19 protein-coding genes are annotated in these 17,347 nt (G+C 55.3%); 10 read left to right on the top strand and 9 right to left on the bottom strand.

Annotated features, from left to right (window positions below; all coding sequences use genetic code 11):
- Nucleotides 1-201: 201 nt before the first annotated feature.
- Nucleotides 202-1,374 (bottom strand): PAS domain-containing sensor histidine kinase, encoded by a 1,173-nt coding sequence (locus tag K0A93_04680; protein MBW6511402.1) that lies wholly within the window; start codon nt 1,372-1,374, stop codon nt 202-204.
- A 221-nt stretch (nt 1,375-1,595) separates the two neighbouring features.
- On the opposite strand from K0A93_04680, the gene K0A93_04675 reads away from it, so the two are divergent.
- Together K0A93_04675 and msrB are read left to right on the top strand one after the other, a co-directional pair.
- The gene (locus K0A93_04675) at nt 1,596-3,806 is read left to right on the top strand and encodes a hypothetical protein (protein ID MBW6511401.1); all 2,211 of its coding nucleotides are present in this window, start codon (nt 1,596-1,598) and stop codon (nt 3,804-3,806) included.
- Nucleotides 3,807-4,032: 226 nt separating this feature from the next.
- The gene (msrB, locus tag K0A93_04670) at nt 4,033-4,434 is read left to right on the top strand and encodes a peptide-methionine (R)-S-oxide reductase MsrB (GenBank protein ID MBW6511400.1); all 402 of its coding nucleotides are present in this window, start codon (nt 4,033-4,035) and stop codon (nt 4,432-4,434) included.
- A 106-nt stretch (nt 4,435-4,540) separates the two neighbouring features.
- Here msrB and K0A93_04665 read toward each other — a convergent pair whose 3' ends face one another.
- From K0A93_04665 to K0A93_04630, 8 genes are all read right to left on the bottom strand, one after another.
- Nucleotides 4,541-5,167, bottom strand: a complete 627-nt coding sequence (locus K0A93_04665) for a TPM domain-containing protein (protein ID MBW6511399.1) — start codon at nt 5,165-5,167, stop codon at nt 4,541-4,543.
- A 67-nt stretch (nt 5,168-5,234) separates the two neighbouring features.
- The gene (locus K0A93_04660) at nt 5,235-5,978 is read right to left on the bottom strand and encodes a TPM domain-containing protein (protein ID MBW6511398.1); all 744 of its coding nucleotides are present in this window, start codon (nt 5,976-5,978) and stop codon (nt 5,235-5,237) included.
- Nucleotides 5,979-6,566 carry a LemA family protein gene (locus K0A93_04655; GenBank protein MBW6511397.1) on the bottom strand — a complete coding sequence of 196 codons (588 nt, stop codon included), beginning with the start codon at nt 6,564-6,566 and terminating at the stop codon, nt 5,979-5,981.
- An 81-nt stretch (nt 6,567-6,647) separates the two neighbouring features.
- A complete protein-coding gene (locus tag K0A93_04650) occupies nt 6,648-7,556 on the bottom strand; it encodes an acyltransferase (GenBank protein ID MBW6511396.1) in 909 nt (302 codons plus the stop codon).
- A 47-nt stretch (nt 7,557-7,603) separates the two neighbouring features.
- A complete protein-coding gene (locus tag K0A93_04645; GenBank protein ID MBW6511395.1) occupies nt 7,604-8,047 on the bottom strand; it encodes an FKBP-type peptidyl-prolyl cis-trans isomerase in 444 nt (147 codons plus the stop codon).
- A gap of 412 nt (nt 8,048-8,459) precedes the next feature.
- Nucleotides 8,460-9,233, bottom strand: a complete 774-nt coding sequence (locus K0A93_04640; GenBank protein MBW6511394.1) for a DUF4350 domain-containing protein — start codon at nt 9,231-9,233, stop codon at nt 8,460-8,462.
- Nucleotides 9,234-9,289: 56 nt separating this feature from the next.
- Nucleotides 9,290-9,586, bottom strand: a complete 297-nt coding sequence (locus K0A93_04635) for a hypothetical protein (GenBank protein ID MBW6511393.1) — start codon at nt 9,584-9,586, stop codon at nt 9,290-9,292.
- Nucleotides 9,587-9,590: 4 nt separating this feature from the next.
- A complete protein-coding gene (locus tag K0A93_04630; protein MBW6511392.1) occupies nt 9,591-11,855 on the bottom strand; it encodes a methyl-accepting chemotaxis protein in 2,265 nt (754 codons plus the stop codon).
- 233 nt (nt 11,856-12,088) lie between these two features.
- Here K0A93_04630 and K0A93_04625 point away from each other — a divergent pair, with 233 nt between their 5' ends.
- From K0A93_04625 to radC, 8 genes are all read left to right on the top strand, one after another.
- A complete protein-coding gene (locus K0A93_04625) occupies nt 12,089-12,571 on the top strand; it encodes a permease (protein MBW6511391.1) in 483 nt (160 codons plus the stop codon).
- Nucleotides 12,568-13,119, top strand: coding sequence for a permease (locus K0A93_04620; GenBank protein ID MBW6511390.1), 552 nt, complete (start codon nt 12,568-12,570; stop codon nt 13,117-13,119). The genes K0A93_04625 and K0A93_04620 overlap by 4 nt, the downstream gene beginning before the upstream one ends.
- 139 nt (nt 13,120-13,258) lie before the next feature.
- Complete coding sequence (locus K0A93_04615; protein MBW6511389.1) at nt 13,259-14,020, top strand: TatD family hydrolase; 762 nt, start codon at nt 13,259-13,261, stop codon at nt 14,018-14,020.
- Between the two features lie 15 nt (nt 14,021-14,035).
- Complete coding sequence (locus K0A93_04610; protein ID MBW6511388.1) at nt 14,036-14,812, top strand: tRNA threonylcarbamoyladenosine dehydratase; 777 nt, start codon at nt 14,036-14,038, stop codon at nt 14,810-14,812.
- A complete protein-coding gene (locus K0A93_04605) occupies nt 14,809-15,564 on the top strand; it encodes a sulfite exporter TauE/SafE family protein (protein ID MBW6511387.1) in 756 nt (251 codons plus the stop codon). The genes K0A93_04610 and K0A93_04605 overlap by 4 nt, the downstream gene beginning before the upstream one ends.
- Nucleotides 15,565-15,677: 113 nt before the next feature.
- Nucleotides 15,678-16,169 carry a ferritin family protein gene (locus K0A93_04600; GenBank protein MBW6511386.1) on the top strand — a complete coding sequence of 164 codons (492 nt, stop codon included), beginning with the start codon at nt 15,678-15,680 and terminating at the stop codon, nt 16,167-16,169.
- A 6-nt stretch (nt 16,170-16,175) separates the two neighbouring features.
- A complete protein-coding gene (locus tag K0A93_04595) occupies nt 16,176-16,451 on the top strand; it encodes a hypothetical protein (protein ID MBW6511385.1) in 276 nt (91 codons plus the stop codon).
- Between the two features lie 127 nt (nt 16,452-16,578).
- Nucleotides 16,579-17,268: a DNA repair protein RadC gene (gene radC, locus K0A93_04590; protein MBW6511384.1), complete on the top strand. Its 690-nt coding sequence runs from the start codon at nt 16,579-16,581 to the stop codon at nt 17,266-17,268.
- The last annotated feature ends 79 nt before the right edge of the window (nt 17,269-17,347 follow it).

Below are 17,347 nucleotides of genomic sequence, written 5' to 3'. Positions count from 1 at the left end.
TCGGCAGAAGAAAACTCCACGGCAGTAAATGGTTTCAGATTTGAGCAGTGCGGATCCGGAGCGAGCACGCCCCGGCAATCTCGTGGCATGCTTGCGTCGGCACATGCAAAGGGGACTAAACTGTTACGGCTTTTTCCGCTTTTTCGATTTTTATCGTCTGCGAAAGTTGAGATGTATAAGGATATTTTTCAGCCGCGGGCGTTACTGCGCACGCTCACCCTTCTTTTCTCTGCAAGCGGGATGTTCCACCGGCAATGAAAAATTGAAGGTTGTCCCCTCATCCTCATTTGAAACGAACCAGACTTCACCTTTCAAATACTTCTCGCCAAACAATTTCATGCTGTAGGTGCCGATGCCGCGCCCTTCCCCTTTGGTAGAAAAGGAGCGCTGAAATAACTGCAACTGAACCGATTGCGGAATATGACCGGGGTTATGGACACTAAAGATGACCCGCGACGGTTCGTCCTGGTAACAGGCGAGGCGGATTTCATCGCCCGATGATGTTGCTTCGAGGGCATTCTTCAGCATATTGCCGAGCACCCGCAACAGCAGCGTCCGGTCGGTCAACATCCCGACGATTTCCGAACGTATGTCGACGACAACCTTGCGGTCTTGCCACTGCGCATGTTCACAAAACATCTTCATGGTATCGCCAAGTACCGTCAGCGATTCGATGATTGCAATGTTGAGCGACAGTTCACCTCTTTCCGCCTGCAACAGCCGTCGGTGCGCGGCAATTTCTTCGCACAGTTCCTTGCCCGAAGTCTGAATAATTTTACAATATTCCGCCAGCACAGCGGTATCCTTGACCTCATTGAGAACTTCCGAATAACACATGATGATGTTCAGATGGTTATTGAGATCATGGAAAAAGGTCTGTTCCAGCGCCTCGCGTCTTTTTTTGTCGCTGATGTCATAAAGGCTGAAGACGGTGAAGTTCTTGCCCGAATGTTGATAGGGACTCGCCTGGACGCGAAACTCATAAGCCTCACCGTCCCTGGTCAAGAGTCGGCATTCGTGCCCGGCCGTCGGGGTCTGGCCCTGAAATTCAAGGAGCGTTCTCAGCGCGCCACATTCCTGGCAGTGTGCCGAACTACCACAACCGCCGACGTTACGGTCGGAGTTGACGCAGCCGAAAAGTTCGCCAGGACGTTTGCCGAGGATATCGTCATCACTCGTCACACCGAGCAGGGTGAGCAACCGCCGATTGCTGAAAACAATCTGTCTTTGCTGATTGAGGATCAAAACGATGCAAGGGACAATTTCAGTCAATCGGCTGGAAAATTCGGCATTGGCCAACAGCTCGGCATCGGCGCAGATGCTTTCTATGTCGGCCCGCGCAGTCAGGTCGACCCGGCTTTCTGCTACATTCATCTCAATCTCCATAAGTGCAGCGTTGAACTAAGGGCGGTAAAAGCTCAAATCTGACTCATCGGCGGCAGAGGTGTCAAGACTTTTTCGACCGAAACGTGCCGGTAAGGTTAGCGGTACGAGTGACGGAAACGGGGAAGTTTGCCCCCAACTCTGAATACATTTTGCCAAGTCCGGGCAGACGGTGGTACTATTCATTGCATTCTCCTCGCAGCTGGGTAACGATGCAACGGTACCTTGAGCATCCGGCGTTGCATGACACACTTCTCGTCAAGCGGACTTTGCCGCAAGAGCTTTCAATGATGACGATGACACCCAAAGTCAAATACTGGATTTTTCTGTTCGGGATTACATTGATCCTTTTTGGGGTCATTCTCGGAGCCTTTTATAGTTCGTGGATTTTGCTCGACGCTGAGGAACAGTCTTTGGTCGGGGAACTTTCGGGAAAACTGTTGCGCTTTCCGATTCTCGCCGCATTTCTCCTGGTGTTCCTGATCGGCGGTATGGTCAGCCTGCTTTTTCGTCACTACATTATCCCGATCCTTCAGCTCGGTGAAGAAACCCGCCTGATTTCCGTTGCCAACCCCGGTTACCGCATCAAACCGCGCGGAGCCAAAGAACTCCAGCATCTGACAGCGATCATCAATGAATCAGCCGTCGCCTTCGAAGTCCTGCAAGCGGAAGTCAAAGCCAAGATCGATCGTGGCCGTGCGCAACTGCATGCCGAACGGAACCGTCTGGCGGCGTTGATGACAGAATTGCCCAACGGCGTACTGGTGTGCAACAAGGACGGGCAGGTGCTGCTCTACAATCCGCAGGCGCAGAAACTGTTACAGCAACCTGATAAATTGATCGGGCTGGGGCGTTCGGTCTTTGCCGTAATCGATCGGGAAGCCATTGTTCATGCGCTGAGCACCCTGCAGCAGAATATCGCGAATGAGCAGCAGAATCCGGTCACGACCTTCATGCTGTCGATACGTGACGGTCTCTGTCTGCGGATCATCATGGTTCCGGTCTTTACCGAAGGGGAGATCCGCGAGATTTCCGGTTTTGTCCTCACCCTGGAGAATATGACCCATCAGCTTGATTTGGAGTTGCGCCGCGATTCCATGATACAGACGTTAACCGAATCGATGCGCTTTTCGACCCAGGAAATTCGTGAAGCGATTTCCAGTATCCTGCGGCGGCCAGATATGCCGCCGGAAGAACTGGGCGCGCGGCGTAAAGTCATCGATCGGGCGTCGCTGGCGATCGAGGATCAACTTGAACAGGCACGCAGCGAATATCTGCAAAGCATCCTCGGCGAAACGGCCATCGATGAGGTTCTCGGCGACTACCTGATTGAAATGCTGTCCCGGCAGTTTCGCGGGCGGTTGCGGGTCGATGTCCACACCCAGGTCGATCCGGAACTCTGGTTTCGCGTCGACAGCTTCGCCCTTACCCAAGGGCTGGCGCAATTGGCGAACTGCCTGCAAAGCTGCTCACCCCTGACGGGGGTCAAGCTCGCGCTGGCCGCACGGGGCGAACGCGAGGCTGAACTCAGCATCTTCTGGATCAACTGCCTGCTCGCCGAAGAGACGGTACGCGACTGGCAGTCACGCCCCTTGATCAGTGATGCCCGTGGCCGCCTGGTGTCGATCGGCGAGCTGTTGACCAACAGCGGCGGCACGATCGATATTCTGCTCGACGAAGCCGCCAGTTGCCGTGGGGTTTGTGTCACTTTGCCGCAAGCCGTGCACGACAGCGGTCGGGTGACCGTGGGACGCGGCCCGGAACAACGCCCGGTGAATTACGAGTTCGATCTCTTTCAGGCTGAAACCTGGAAGGAGTACGGGCAGCGACCGCTACGCAAATTGACGTTTGTGGTGTTCGATACCGAGACCACCGGGCTCAACCCGTCCCAGGGGGATGAAATCATCCAGATCGGCGCGGTACGGATCGTCAATGGCCGCATCCTGCATAACGAGAATATCGATCAATTGGTCGATCCACAGCGCCACGTTCCGGCGCAGTCGGTGGCGGTGCACGGCATTCCACCGGAAGCGCTGCGTGGTCAGCCGACGATCGACAAAGTGTTGCCAATCTTTTATTATTTTTGCGAAGATTCTGTGCTGATCGCGCATAACGCGGCGTTCGATATGCGTTTGCTGGAACTGAAGGAGGAGCTGACCGGCATCAAGTTTGACCATCCGGTCCTCGACACCATGCTCCTCGGCTGGGCAGTACAACCGAATCAGGACTCCCAGTCCCTCGACGAAATGGCTCGCCGTCTCAATGTTGAAGTGATCGGTCGCCACACCGCGCTGGGGGACGCACTGGTCACCGCTGAAATTTTCGTCCGTCTTTTGCCCCTGCTCGAAGAACGGGGGATCTTCACTCTTGAGGATGCCATGCAGGCATCACTCAAATCTCCGCTGGCGCGCCTTACCTACTGACGCGCGCCTTTTCCTCCCGCAGCTCAAGCGTATCGTTAAATCCTGATAAAATCTGTTATAGTTTACTTGAACGTTATTACCAACAGTGTGACGCGTGTTGCGTTTTTCCGGAAAGGAGATAGCGATGGACAGATATCTTGCGGGTGGTTTGTTTCTGGCGGTGTTTTTCACCACGCCCGCTGCCGCAGCACTCAAGGTTTTTTCAATTGCCGAAGGAACGTTTGTCATGAGCGAAAAAGTCGTCAAAAGCGAGCAGGAGTGGCGGGCGCAACTGAGCCCGGCGCAGTACCACATCTTACGCGAAAAAGGGACGGAAAAGGCCTTTTCGGGGGCGTATCATGCGCAGCACGAGGAGGGGATTTATCGTTGCGCCGGGTGTGGTCTTGATCTGTTCAGTGCCACACAGAAATATGATTCCGGGACCGGCTGGCCGAGCTATTATGCCCCGGTCGCTGCCGAGAACGTCCGTTTTGCGGAAGATCGCAAGTTTTTCATGGTGCGCACCGAAGTTCTTTGTGCCCGCTGTGACGGCCATCTCGGTCATGTCTTCGGTGACGGACCGGCACCAACCGGAAAACGCTACTGTATTAACGCGGCAGCGTTGACTTTTGTGCCGACACCACGTTGAGTGTCTGTCGCGAAAAGCGAGGTGATCGTTTCACCATCATCTTTCTGCCAGCCATGGAGCACAACAAGGTGCATGTTTTCTCCGCAGGTGAAAGATAAAATATCGTTTAGCGGATAATCAAATTAGGTAATTCGTCAGTGTCGTCTGTTTTGATCGGAAAATGTTCGGCAAGAAGGTCGCCGCACGTTTCAATCGCGGCACAGAGCGCCGCGCACGTTTCCCCGCGATGAATGCCGGCAACGATGGTCTGCACGATCCCGTCCCAGGCGTGAGCCGGAACCACAGCGTTGATGCCGCGATCCGCCAGAACCTGAACGCGACGTTCAAACAGGGAAACAAGGATGAGGATACCGGTTTCATCGCGGGTGCGATGGAGGCCATGTTCAAGAAAAGCAATTGCCGCCATTTCTTCGACTTCCGCGCTGATTTCCTGCGGAAGAACAAGGCGACGACGCAGTGCCGGGAGGTGACGGATCAGCCCTTTGAAGGGGAAATAGCCAAGGGCAAAGAGCCACAGGAAATGCCAGAGCGATTCACCCAAAAAAGCCCAACTGAGGGTGACCGCGGTCGCTAGTGAAAAGAGTCCCGCGCCAAGAATTTCGGCGCGCGGGTAGGTGTAGGATTCAGCGACCACCAGCGGCACAATTTCGCCACTGGTCCGTTTCTCGACTCGCTGGACAGTCGTCTCGATCCGTTCTTGTTCTGCGCGGGTGAAGAAATCTTTTGCTGTCATGATACGAAACCTTTGTCCTTGTGGTTCGTCGGTTGCAAATGCAAGAGGATCTTTCCGACCGATGTTCTCACCAGCCGCCGGAGGCACCGCCGCCGCCGAACCCGCCGCCACCGCCGCTGAAACCACCACCGCCGCCAAAGCCGCCGCCAAAGCCGCCGCCACCGAAACCACCACCCATCCACACGCCGCTGTGACGTCCCCGCCGTCCGCCTCGCCCGCCGCCAAGCAACAGCAAACCGGGCCCGAGAAAGAGGAGCAGAGCCAATGTCCCCCACGGGTTGCGTTTTTTCTTCTGCGCCGCTTTTCCGCTCCCCTGGTATTCACCGCGCACCGCTTCGGCCATACTCGTCACCCCGGCGATGACACCACTCTCAAAATCTCCGGCCTTGAAGTAAGGGGTGATTTCCAGATCAACGATGCGTCCGGCGAGCAGGTCGGTAAGCTTTCCTTCGAGTCCATAGCCGACCTCGATCCGTAGCTGGCGCTCGGCCTTGGCAATCAGCAGCAAGGCACCGTTATCTTTATCCTTTTGTCCGATCTGCCACTTCTCGGCAACGCGCAGACTGTATTCATACAGCGCTTCACCTTCGAGGGATGGAATCGTCAGCACCACCAGTTGGGTCGAGTCACTTGCCTCGAAAGTGCGCAGAAAACGCTCAATCTTCAGCTCCGTTGCTGGAGAAATCAGCTCTGCAAGGTCGTTCACATAGCCGCTATGCGGCGGTACATCAAGGGCCACCGCCGCGAGCGGCACGAGCAGGAAGAGGCCAGCTGACAACAGCGCGTTTCGGGTGAAACGACGCAGCTCCATTTAAAACTTCACCGCAGGCGCTGTTTCGGCCCCTGCCGTCGCCTTGAACGGTTCCTTGCGTTCCAGATGGAGCAGGAAATTATTGGTCAGGTTGTTGGGAAAGGAGCGGATGAAACTGTTAAAGGTTTGCACCGCCTGGTTGTAGCGCTGGCGAGCAACGTTGATCCGGTTTTCAGTCCCTTCAAGCTGGTGTTGCAGATCGAGGAAATTCTGGTTGGCTTTCAGGTCGGGGTAGCGCTCGGCCACCACCAATAGCCGCGAGAGGGCTCCGGAAAGAGCGCCTTGCGCCTGCTGAAACTGCTGCATCTTCGCCGGATCGGAAAGGTCACCCGGATTGATCTGGGTTTGACCGACACTGGCGCGCGCCGTGGTAACCGATTGCAACGTCTCCTGCTCGTGCGCGGCATACCCCTTGACCGTTTCGACCAGATTGGGAATCAGGTCAGCGCGGCGCTGGTAGGTCGCTTCAACATTGGCCCAGGCCGCAAAAACACCCTCCTCGTTCTTCTGGATCTGATTGTAACCGCAGCCGCCAAGGGCGGGCAAGATAACGAGGACGGCGAGCACTAACATGGACAGGCGTTTCAACATGGCGTGATGGCTCCTTCAGGAAAGAAATAGCTCAAGGGAATGATCGATGAAAGGCACCGCTGACAGAGGTCAGTATAGTCACCCCGCCGTGGATTGTAAAGCGGTCTCCCCGGAGGAAAACTTTTCCAGCGTCCGATCTTTCTCTTCCCACAGCTGGTAGATCCAGCTCTGGAGCAGACCGCGAAACTCCTTGTCACTGCCGTAGTTACGTCCGCGCAGCTCCGGCGGAATCTCCCGCTGATTAATGTGTACGCTGACCTGACCGTAATCGCCGCGCAGCAGAGCCAGCATCCCCGGCACTTTCCCCTGGTAGTGGATCGTCAAGTCCACCAGGGAATGGAGTTCTTTCCCCATCACGTCAAGCACCAGTCCGGTGCCGGCCACCTTCGGCTTGAGCAGGTGTGTGAAGGGGGAGTTTTGTTGCTGATGCTTTTCTGCGGTGAAGCGGGTGCCCTCCATAAAATTGAAGATCGCTACCGGTCGGTCGCGAAATTTACGGCAGGCGTTGTGGGCAGTTTCCAGATCTTTGCCGAGTTTTTTCGGATTTTTTTTCAGCTGTTCCCGGTTGTAACGTTTCATGAAAGGGAAATCGAGCGCCCACCAGCACAGCCCGACTACCGGCACCCAGAGCAGTTCCTGTTTGAGAAAAAACTTCATCTGTGGCAGCTGTCGGTTGAGCAACGACTGGACAATAAAGATGTCCGCCCACGCCTGATGATTGCAGGTCACCAGGCACCAGCGATCCTTGCACAGGGGCGCTCCATGATAGCTGACCTTTTCGGGGCCGCGCAGCCACAGGCGGTTGCCGCTGATCCAGGCGCACTGAATGGTGTCAAGGACATGATTGCAAGCGGTGCGCCAGCTGTGCAGTGGAATCAGCAGCTTGAGCAAGGCGAAGAAAAATAACGGCACGCAGATCACAGCAGTATTGAGGACCAGCAGCAGTCCGGCAAACAGACCACGAAGGTAAGAAAGCGTCTTTAGCATGTCACGACAACCTGTCGAGGATAGCCGGGTGGAACCCGCTATGTGCCTCAGTTGAGCGGTTTTTTGCGGACTTCCAGTAATTCAACGTCAAAGTGCAAATCTTTCCCCGCCAGGGGGTGGTTGCCGTCAATCGTCACGGTTTCATCTGACAAACCGGTAATCAGAACCAGAAAAGGGTGCCCTTCTTCCGGCGTCACTTCGAGCTGATGCCCGACCAGCAACGTGACTTCGGCAGGGATAAGGGCGCGATCCACTTCCTCGACCAGCGCGGACTTATGCACCCCGTAGGCCTCTTCCGGAGGGATGGCAAGAGTCTTTTTTTCGCCCTGAAACATGTCGCACACGCCACGTTCAAACCCGGCGATGACTTCGCCTTTGCCAATCTGGAAGAGTAGCGGACGGTCTTCGGGGGATTTATCAAAGATGGTACCGTCGGTCAGTTTTCCGACATAGTGAACCTTGACGGTATCCCCCTCTACAGCTCTAATCATCGGTCAGATCCTTTCTCCCTGAAAGCGGCTTGCCGCTCACCATGCAGGGGCAGCGCAAATTTCTCCCGTTGATACCGTTTTCTGGCGATACTGTCAACCTCTGCCAGATTTTTATTTTAGTGTAGATACGACAAAACCCGCCAGAGCGGGTTTTGTCAGCCAAGATGGATTGAACTCAGTCATTGACGTGCAGTACCGATTGTTGTTTGCCAAGGCAGAGCGGACAGCGAAATACCCTGGTGTCGTGCCACCAGGGCTCGGGTCCCCAGTAGTGCGGGTTTTCAATGCAGTCAAGATGTTCTACAGCGTTAAAGTTGACGGCTGTGTCACATTGAGAACAGAATAACCAAACTTTTCCCGCTGCACAGGTTTGTAAAAATTCGCCAGGATTACCCATCGGTCTCTCTGCTGCTTATTTTGTCAGCCAGTCCGCCAGATTACGGGCCAGTTGCAGGTTATTGCCGGTCAGGTAGCGATTCTGAAAAATCGCGTCATCACCGAAGACGAGGAACTCGCCCGCGCCGATCCGGCCTGAAATGACCACGGCAAAGCTCTGCCGGACATCCTGGGCGTCAAATTGGCCGCTGCGGTTCAGATCGACCCAGGCCTGCGGCCCGGTTTCCGCTTCGGCGCGCGTATTACCGCCGACCGGCAACAGCGGCCATGAGCCGTAAAGATCGAACCATTCAATGGCGGAGAATACCGGATGCGTTCCCAACTGTGCGACTGAAAAGTTCAGCGGGTTGCCGTCAAGCAGCGCCTCATTTTCACGCACCACGCCGTTAGCGACATTCACGCCAAGACGCTCCAGCAGGTGCGCCGCAGGCGGTCCGATATGGAGCATGATGGCCAGACGACCACCCTTTTCAACAAACTTGAAGAGCGTTTCCACTTCGGCATCACTGTAGGGGGAAAACGGACCGGAGATCACCAGTGCCCGTGCTGTGGACAGGGCGGCATCGTCAAACGGGGCTCTTTGTGCGCGCGGCACACCGCGACCGGCCTCATCAAACAGCCGGGCAAACGTTGACAGGTCAAGATCACCTTTACCGGCAATAGTGAACATTTGCCCGTGCCCCTGATCAAATAAAACCTGGGGTTGCGCGGCGCTGACCGGTGTGGTCAGGGAAAAGAGGAGTGTGCCAAGAAGAAGGGTTGCGTGCAGGGTGCGGAAGAAATATAGCATAAAAGTGCCTCCATGTGGATGAATGTTTCTGTATGTGAGATATATAACCGGACAAGTTATAAATGTCCAGTAAAAAGAGGCCGACCAATAAAGTCAGCAGGATCAAAGGTGATGGCGTCGCAAAAAATCCGCCCAGCTGCGTTACGCTGCTTTTTCAGGACCTCGACCTGCCTGATGTAGGTCTTCGCCCCTGAAAAACCATCAGGCATTGTAGGACTAAATTTTTGCTTAGCCATCCCATGAGTTTTTTTGAGGACATCAAAGTTAAGTTGGTAGTGATGTCTTCCCTGGGTTTGAGCAGAAAAAAAGAGCGGGCCTGTACAGCCCGCTCGGTATGCTGAATTTTCAATCAACCGATCAGTCCATCGAATAACCGATGCGGAACCCACCCCAATGGCGCCCCTTGACATAGACCGGGGCAGAGATATCCCACATTTTTTCTCCGGTATCGCGGTGATAAACCTGAGTGAGGATCTCCTCCTTATTTTGTGCCGCCTTGATTCCGACCGGATCGTTAAAGATCCGTTTGGTCCGGTTTGCCAACACATCTTTGGCGCGGTCGCCAGTCAACGGCTGTGTAAATTTTGAATTATGGGTCGGCAGATAACCGTTGCGATCAACCAGGACGGCGTAGACCACATGGTCATCCTTCAGGTAGGCATCCTCAATATCCTGAATCATCTTATCGAGAAACGTGTCGTAACGGGTGTGATACTTTTGCGGATCGGTATGCGGAATCGGCTGATAGTCTGCATCAAACAGATCCTCGATCCGGAACCGTCCTGAATCGATCGCTTGCTCAAGAATCCGCTGCATGACTGTCGCCCCGCCGGCGGCGGCGACCGTCCCTTTGTCCTGGATATCGGTCTCCATCAGGTCGCGTAACGACTCAGCCAGCAGGAGCAACTCGTTTGTTGCCCGCTCCGTCTCCTGGGCTCCGGTGGCCACCTGGGTCGCGACGTCACGCACCTCAAAAATTGTTTCCGCCATCTGCTCACAGGCGGTGGTCTGCTGCTGGGTTGACAGCTTGATTTCACTTGCCGCGCTGGCGGTATCGTGGACCATCTGGGTAATCCGCGCCAGTTCCTCGGCAACATTCGTCACCAGATTGCTGGCCCGGTCAACATCCTTGGTGCCGTCTTCGGTCAACATGATGGTCGCGTTCGTTGCTTTCTGGATTTGTTCGATCAGTCCTTTGATCTGGGTCGTCGCGTCGGCGGTGCGTTCCGCCAGACGTTTAACTTCGTTGGCGACAATAGAGAAGCGCTTGCCTGCTTCCCCGGCTCCGGCGGCTTCGATTGCCGCATTCAGTGACAACAGATTGGTCTGATCGGAAATCTCATCAATAATGTCGACGATGCCACCGATTTTCTGGGAGTTTTCACCGAGCTGCAGCATCGCTGTGGCGATTGCCTGTACCTGATGTTTAAGCTGGTTCATGCCGTCGATGGCATTTTCCGTCGCCACCGTTCCGTTGAGACTGACGGAGGAGGTCTGTTCCGCCAACGCTTCGACGCGCAGAGCATTGTCGGCGACTTGCTTGGCGGTAATCGCGATTTCTTCGGAGGTTGTTGTTGCCTGCTGCACGGCACTGGACTGTTCTGTCGCGCCGGAAGCTTGCTGCGTCGAAATCGCCATCATCTCGTTCGCCCCCGAGGAGAGTTGCTGGATCGCTTCCTTGACGCGCTCGAAAAGACGATTGCTCTTTTCGATTTCCCCCTCAAGGTTTCTGACAATGACCTGCGTCATCTGGTTGAACGATCGTGACAGCTGACCAACCTCGTCAAGTGATGAAATCTCGATGGTCTCACCGAACTGTCCGGTGGCGAACTTGTCGGCAATCATTGTCAGTCGCTTGAGCGGGCGGGTAAATTGCGCGACCACCAGGTAAATCGTCAGCGCGGCGATGAGCAGCATGGCGAGCATGGTCAAGGCAATATCATCGCGCAGGGCGTCGATCGCCAGTTCGGTTTGCTGCATCGAGAAACCGATGCGGAACGCCCCCCAGTGTTGGCCACGAACATAGACCGGTGCGGAAACATCCCACATTTTTTCACCGGTATCACGCTGATAGATTTGCAGCAGGTAGCTGTTGCCATCCTCATTGTTGTAACGCGCTGCTTTCAATCCGACCGGGTCATCGAACATCCGCTTGGTGCGATTGCCGACAACATCTTTCTTCTTGTCGCCCGTCAATGGCTGCGAATATCGGGAGTTGTGCGTTGGCAGATAACCGTTGACGTCGACCAGGACTGCGAAAACAACCATCGAATCTTTTTCGACAAAAGTGTCTTCAAAAGGCAGAATGGTCGTGTCGAACAATTGGTCATAGTCGGTTGAAAATTTGGGGGGGTCGGCATTGGCCAACGGACCACTTTCTATTTTTTGATAGTTGGTATCGAACAGCTCCTCTGTGGACAACCGCTTCGTCTCCAGAAACGATTCCAGATAACCTTCCAGCCCCTTTGCACCGACCATCGCCATCGAACTGGCCTTGACCAGCAGTTCCTTTTCAAGTGCCTGAGCGCGCCGTTGCACGATCAGGTAAGAGGAAACCGCCATAATGATCGCCAGGACAAAAATCAGGGCGATAACAATTTTTGCGGACATCCTCCGTTGAATAATTTTCAGCATATAAACCTCCGCACGCCGGGAAAACCCGCAACGTGAACAATGGGAATATTTAACTTTCGGCGAGATTATAAAACATAGTTTTAGGAAATGCAATTACCATCATGCTGAAAAGCCGCATTCCGGTCGCCCGCCAGCTGGCGGGCGACCGGAATCTTTCCCTTTTGTTCTAAACCCTGCTAAGCTAACATCCGCAGAAAATCATCTGTCTGGACGGAATCGGCATGACGAAACTCGGTCTCATCTACCTGCTGCTGATCGGCGCGATCTATCTGGTCTGCTGGCGTAAATCTCCTGATAAAACCATCTCCAGCCTGCGCACCGGAGCGACCGCACTGGTGAAGTTGCTCCCTTTGTTGCTGGCGATCTTCGCGCTGGTCGGACTGCTCCAGGAATTTGTTCCCCAGCGGTTGATTGAGGAACAGCTCGGCGCTACCGGCGGCTGGCACTCGGTATTGATCGGCGGCGGTCTTGGCGCTATTGCCATGGGACCGCCGGTCGCGGCATTCCCCCTGGCCGGGTCTTTGCTGAACGCGGGAGCCCTGCCGGCAGCGGTTGCGGCCTTTATTGTCGCCTGGGTTTCGGTCGGCATCATTTCTTTGCCGTTCGAGATCACCATCTTCGGTGTCCGCTATGCCTTGCTGCGCAACGGCCTGACTTTTCTGACCGCGCTGCTGATCGGTTGGCTGATCGGGATGGTGATATGAAGCGGGGCCGCCAGCGCCCGGCACTGACCCTTGGTGCATCGGTGCGCGCCCACTGGTTGCCGTTTCTGACCGGTATCCTCTATCTGGGCGCATTGCTGTACGCTCCGCAGCGTGCGCTGCGCGCCCTGACCTCGGGGGGGACGTTGCTGCTGTCGGTGGCGCTGATCATTGTCGCGGTGATCGGCCTGATCGGCCTGCTTCAGGTCTGGATCAGCAAGGACGCTGTTGCGCGTCTGCTCGGTACGGACAGCGGCTGGATGGCGCTGTTGCTTTCGGCTTTTTGCGGTATGATCCTGATCGGGCCCCCGTATCTGATCTTTCCGTTGTTACAAGCGATCCGCAAGGCGGGTGCCCGCTGGGCAGTGATCACGACGGTTCTCTCGACGTACGCCGTCAAGTTGCAGATGATTCCGCTGGAAAGCAGCTTTCTCGGCTGGCGTTTTTCTTTGGCCCGGTCATTATTAACCGTCGCGCTGGCCATTCCGCTGGGACTGTTGATTGAAGCGTTGATGGAGAAAACTCCGAGAACAGCTGTCAAGGCTGAATAAACCGGTAAACCATGCCGCTTCGAGAGCCTGCGCGAAAAAACTTGTGCACAGTAAGCGGCTGGTGTGGTTTGACTTTTACATTCTCCTGATCCGAAATCAATTCACAACAGGAGCTTTTTGTGCCAGCATCGGAAGGATTATGGATCCGCTGAACTTCATTGATACGCATGTCCATCTTGACCGCTGTCAAGGTGACCTGGCAGCGGCTCGTGCCGCCGGAACCGGGCGGTTTGTCGTGCCTGGGGTAACGGCTTCCCGCTGGGCAAAGCTTGATGCTCTGGCACGCCAACACCGTGATGTATCCCTCGCTTTTGGGCTGCATCCCCAGGCGGCAGCGGAATGGAGTCCGGCGATTGCACACCGCCTGACGGAGTTGTTGCAACGACCGCAAACAATTGCGGTCGGAGAGATCGGTCTTGATGCTGAAGCCACGACGTCAACTGCGTTGCAGGAAGAGGTTTTTTGTGTGCAACTGCGGTTGGCGATCAACTTGCGACTGCCGGTCCTGATTCACTGCCGACACCGCAGCGGCCGGATCATCGAAATTTTGACGGAGGAAGGGGCCGAGCGGGTCGGAGGAATCATGCATGCCTTTAGCGGCAGTATTGAAAGCGCACGGCGATTGATCAAGCTCGGGTTTGCCCTCGGCATCGGTGGAGTGTTGACCTGGCCGAACGCCCGGCGGGTTGCAACAGTGGTTGAAATTGTGCCGGATGAAGCGCTGGTGCTTGAAACCGATGCGCCCGATCTCGCGCCTTATCCCCATCGTGGAACCCCGAATCGCCCGGAATATCTGCCGCTGATTGCGGCGCGACTGGCGGTACTGCGTGACTGGAGCCTGGCGCAGACCGCCCGGACGACAACGGCCAATGCCCGCCGCGTTTTACGCCTTGAACACTGAAGGGGAGAAAGCTGGATGACCGATCAACACAGTTTGTCACGGATGCGTCTCTTGACCGGCAAAGAGGGCTTGGCGCAATTACAGGCAGCCTCGGTGGCGGTTTTCGGTATTGGCGGCGTTGGCAGTTACGCTGTCGAGGCGCTGGCCCGCGCCGGGATCGGCAACTTGCAGCTGGTCGATTTCGATGACATCTGCATCACCAACATCAATCGGCAGATTCATGCCTTGTACAACACGATCGGTCGCGCCAAGGTCGAGGTCATGGCGGAACGTTGTCGGGAAATTAATCCGGCGATCAATGTTGTTGCGCGCAAAGCGTTTTATTCCGCTGAAACCGCGGCGGAATTATTGCATCAACGATTTGATTATGTGCTCGACTGCATCGATCACATTACGGCCAAACTCCACCTGATTGCGACCTGCAAGGGCCGCGACTTGCCGATCATTGCTTCGATGGGAGCGGCCAACAAGTTTGATCCGACGGCGATCAAGGTTGCTGATCTGGCGGACACCACCCGCTGTCGCCTGGCGCGAATCATGCGCCGCGAACTGCGCAGGCGCGGGATTGAGTCGGGCGTCCGGGTCGTCTATTCGACAGAAGAATTCCGTCCCTTGGGCAGCGAACCTTCCGCCTGTGGCACGGATTGTGTCTGTCCCAACCGGGAAGAACAGGTCTGGAATTGCGCTGATCGACGCGTGATTCTCGGCAGTTCTTCCTGGGTTCCGCCGATCTTCGGACTGACGATGGCCGGGGCGGTGGTAACCGCGCTCCTCGGCGAGAACGTGCCGTGACGTCTGCCCTGTTATGGCAGGCACCGCTGCTGGTGGTCGTCGGCGCAGTGGCCGGATGTCTCAACGTGATCGCCGGGGGGGGCTCGTTGTTGACTCTTCCGGTGCTGATTTTTCTCGGTCTGCCGGGGGCAACCGCCAACGGGACCAATCGGATCGCAATCTTTTGCCAAAATATTTTTGCGATCAACACCTTTCGCCTGCGCGGGGTGTTCCCGCTCCGCCTGGCGCTGTGGTGTACTTTTCCGGCGTTGGTCGGCAGCTACATTGGAGCCCAGCTGGCGGTCGATATCAGTGATGAGCTGTTCCGTCAAGTGCTGGGTGTCATTATGATCGGCGTGCTGCTCCTGACGACGTTTGATCCGATGAAGCGCTGGAGAACCATCGCCCAGGAGCTGACCCCGCTGCGCTACACGGTCCTCTTTGTGACTTTCTTCGGGGTCGGCATTTATGGTGGTTTTGTGCAGGCCGGAGTCGGCTTTCTGATTATCTCCGCCCTTTTGGTACATGGCCTCGATCTGGTCGAAATCAATGCGATCAAGGTCATCGTGATCTTTGCTTTTACCAGCGTTGCCCTGGTTATTTTCATTGTGCATGGCCAGATCGATTACTCTCTCGGCCTGTCGCTGGCGGTCGGCAATTCGTTCGGTGGCTGGCTTGGTACGCACTTGTCGGTGAGCAAAGGGCACAGCTGGATTCAGCGCGTGGTGAGTGTTACGGTACTGGTCTTCGCCGCCAGGTTGTTACTGGGATAGGTGACTAAAAATGTTATAGTTGATTCTTTTTTTGCAGTAATCTGGTAGAATTGAGGCAGGTTGAATGAACTGAGAATTGACAGTCACTGAAATTTTATGCAAAGGAGAATACCATGCCACAAGAATTCAATATGCAGACGGCGCTCAAAAATGCGGCCCAGACCGAAAAAAATGTGATGGATTTTTACCTTCGGGCGACGCAAATCGTCACCGATCCCGGTGCCAAGAAGGTCTTTTCAACCCTTGCCCGGGAGGAGCGCGAACATGCCGCAAGTTTTTTTCATCTTTGCGCGGGCGAGCTGGGGACTTTCGATGAATTTATCTCCGCACCCTCGGCCAGGCTGGTGATCCACGAAGAACTGGAAACAGTGCTTGATCAAGATGTTCATGAACGACGCGCCATGGAACTGGCACTGCGTGAAGAGGAGGATCTGGCCAGGCAGCTGGAATTTACCGCTTCCCACATTGTCGATCCTGGCGTGCGGCAGGTCTTTGATCGCATGGCAAAAGAGACCCGCAACCATTACGCAATTATCGAATCGGAATATGCCCGCATGATGGGGATGGTCCACGAAACAGATATTGATACGTTTGTCAGGGAGTAGTGAACGATGAAATATCGGTTGTTGTGGAGCGTGCTGTTGAGTGCGTTGTTTGTTTGTCCCGTGATCGCCGCTGAGCCAAGCCGGACCGAGTTTGATGCGGTGGTTGCCGAGCGTTGCGTCAAATGTCATCCACGCGAGCGCATTGATGCGGCGATCTCCAGAGGTGATAACTGGGCGGAGATTGAGAAAAAGATGCTTCGTTTTGGCGCGGTCATTAATCCTCGCGATAGCGAGGTGATGGGGGTTTTCTGGAAGAAGCCGGTTCAACCTCGGGGCAAATAATTTCGTTTTAACCATCCGTTTCACGAGGGCCGGTCATAATCGGCCCTCGTGATTTTTTGTCCGGGGGAGCCGACGCTTGTGCTACAATCGCCGTCAAAATTGCGTCTGCAACATTCAACAGGAGGGGATCATGCGTGGAATCAAGGACTGGCCGGAGAATGAACGCCCACGGGAAAAGTTGCTCCGCTTTGGTGCAAACACCCTCAGTGAAGCAGAATTGCTGGCGTTGATCCTGCGCACCGGTGATGCCGTAAGTGGCAACAGCGCGCTGGATCTGGCTCGCCAGCTGCTCCATCAATTCGGCTCATTGAGAGGTTTGGGCCAGGCCAGTTCCGGTGATTTGTGCAAGATACGCGGTATTGGCCCGGCCAAAGCAGCGGAATTACTGGCAGTTTTTCAGTTAGCGCGGCGGTTCGCTTCTGCCCCGTTACAACCCGGCGCACGCTTTTCCAGCTCGGCTGAAGTTTTCCACCACTACCATGAGATCGTGCGTGAGGCACGACAGGAATCGTTCTACACCCTGTTGCTTGACAGCAAAAACCGCGTTATTCGCGAAGTGCATATTTCACAAGGGAGCCTGAATGCCAGCATTGTGCATCCACGCGAAGTGTTCGCTCCGGCTGTGCGCGAATCGGCGGCAGCCATCCTGCTGGTCCATAATCACCCGTCGGGGGACCCGACGCCAAGCCGCGAAGATATCGAAATCACCACCCGCCTGCGCCAGGCGGGGGAATTAATGGGCGTTCGCGTTCTCGACCATATAATTATCGGCAGCGGTACCTATGTCAGTTTTGCCGATCGGGGACTGCTGGTTTAGCCCCCGCGACAACGAACAAACGGGAAGATAGATAAGACTTGGCTTCTTTAACAAAAAATAAACCCGAATTACTCGCCCC

It is taken from the genome of Desulfuromonadaceae bacterium (assembly GCA_019429445.1).
In the GTDB taxonomy this organism is placed as follows: Bacteria; Desulfobacterota; Desulfuromonadia; order Desulfuromonadales; family JAHYIW01; genus JAHYIW01.
This window is presented reverse-complemented; position numbering and strand designations above follow the sequence as displayed.

Coding starts and splice junctions, on each gene's coding strand:
- K0A93_04595 (MBW6511385.1), top strand. CDS start 16,176: ATGAAATATCGGTTGTTGTGGAGCGTGCTGTTGAGTGCGTTGTTTGTT.
- K0A93_04665 (MBW6511399.1), bottom strand. CDS start 5,167: ATGACAGCAAAAGATTTCTTCACCCGCGCAGAACAAGAACGGATCGAG.
- K0A93_04650 (MBW6511396.1), bottom strand. CDS start 7,556: ATGCTAAAGACGCTTTCTTACCTTCGTGGTCTGTTTGCCGGACTGCTG.
- K0A93_04645 (MBW6511395.1), bottom strand. CDS start 8,047: ATGATTAGAGCTGTAGAGGGGGATACCGTCAAGGTTCACTATGTCGGA.
- msrB (MBW6511400.1), top strand. CDS start 4,033: ATGAGCGAAAAAGTCGTCAAAAGCGAGCAGGAGTGGCGGGCGCAACTG.
- K0A93_04680 (MBW6511402.1), bottom strand. CDS start 1,374: ATGAATGTAGCAGAAAGCCGGGTCGACCTGACTGCGCGGGCCGACATA.
- K0A93_04675 (MBW6511401.1), top strand. CDS start 1,596: ATGCAACGGTACCTTGAGCATCCGGCGTTGCATGACACACTTCTCGTC.
- K0A93_04660 (MBW6511398.1), bottom strand. CDS start 5,978: ATGGAGCTGCGTCGTTTCACCCGAAACGCGCTGTTGTCAGCTGGCCTC.
- K0A93_04600 (MBW6511386.1), top strand. CDS start 15,678: ATGCCACAAGAATTCAATATGCAGACGGCGCTCAAAAATGCGGCCCAG.
- K0A93_04625 (MBW6511391.1), top strand. CDS start 12,089: ATGACGAAACTCGGTCTCATCTACCTGCTGCTGATCGGCGCGATCTAT.
- K0A93_04620 (MBW6511390.1), top strand. CDS start 12,568: ATGAAGCGGGGCCGCCAGCGCCCGGCACTGACCCTTGGTGCATCGGTG.
- K0A93_04640 (MBW6511394.1), bottom strand. CDS start 9,233: ATGCTATATTTCTTCCGCACCCTGCACGCAACCCTTCTTCTTGGCACA.
- K0A93_04610 (MBW6511388.1), top strand. CDS start 14,036: ATGACCGATCAACACAGTTTGTCACGGATGCGTCTCTTGACCGGCAAA.
- K0A93_04615 (MBW6511389.1), top strand. CDS start 13,259: ATGGATCCGCTGAACTTCATTGATACGCATGTCCATCTTGACCGCTGT.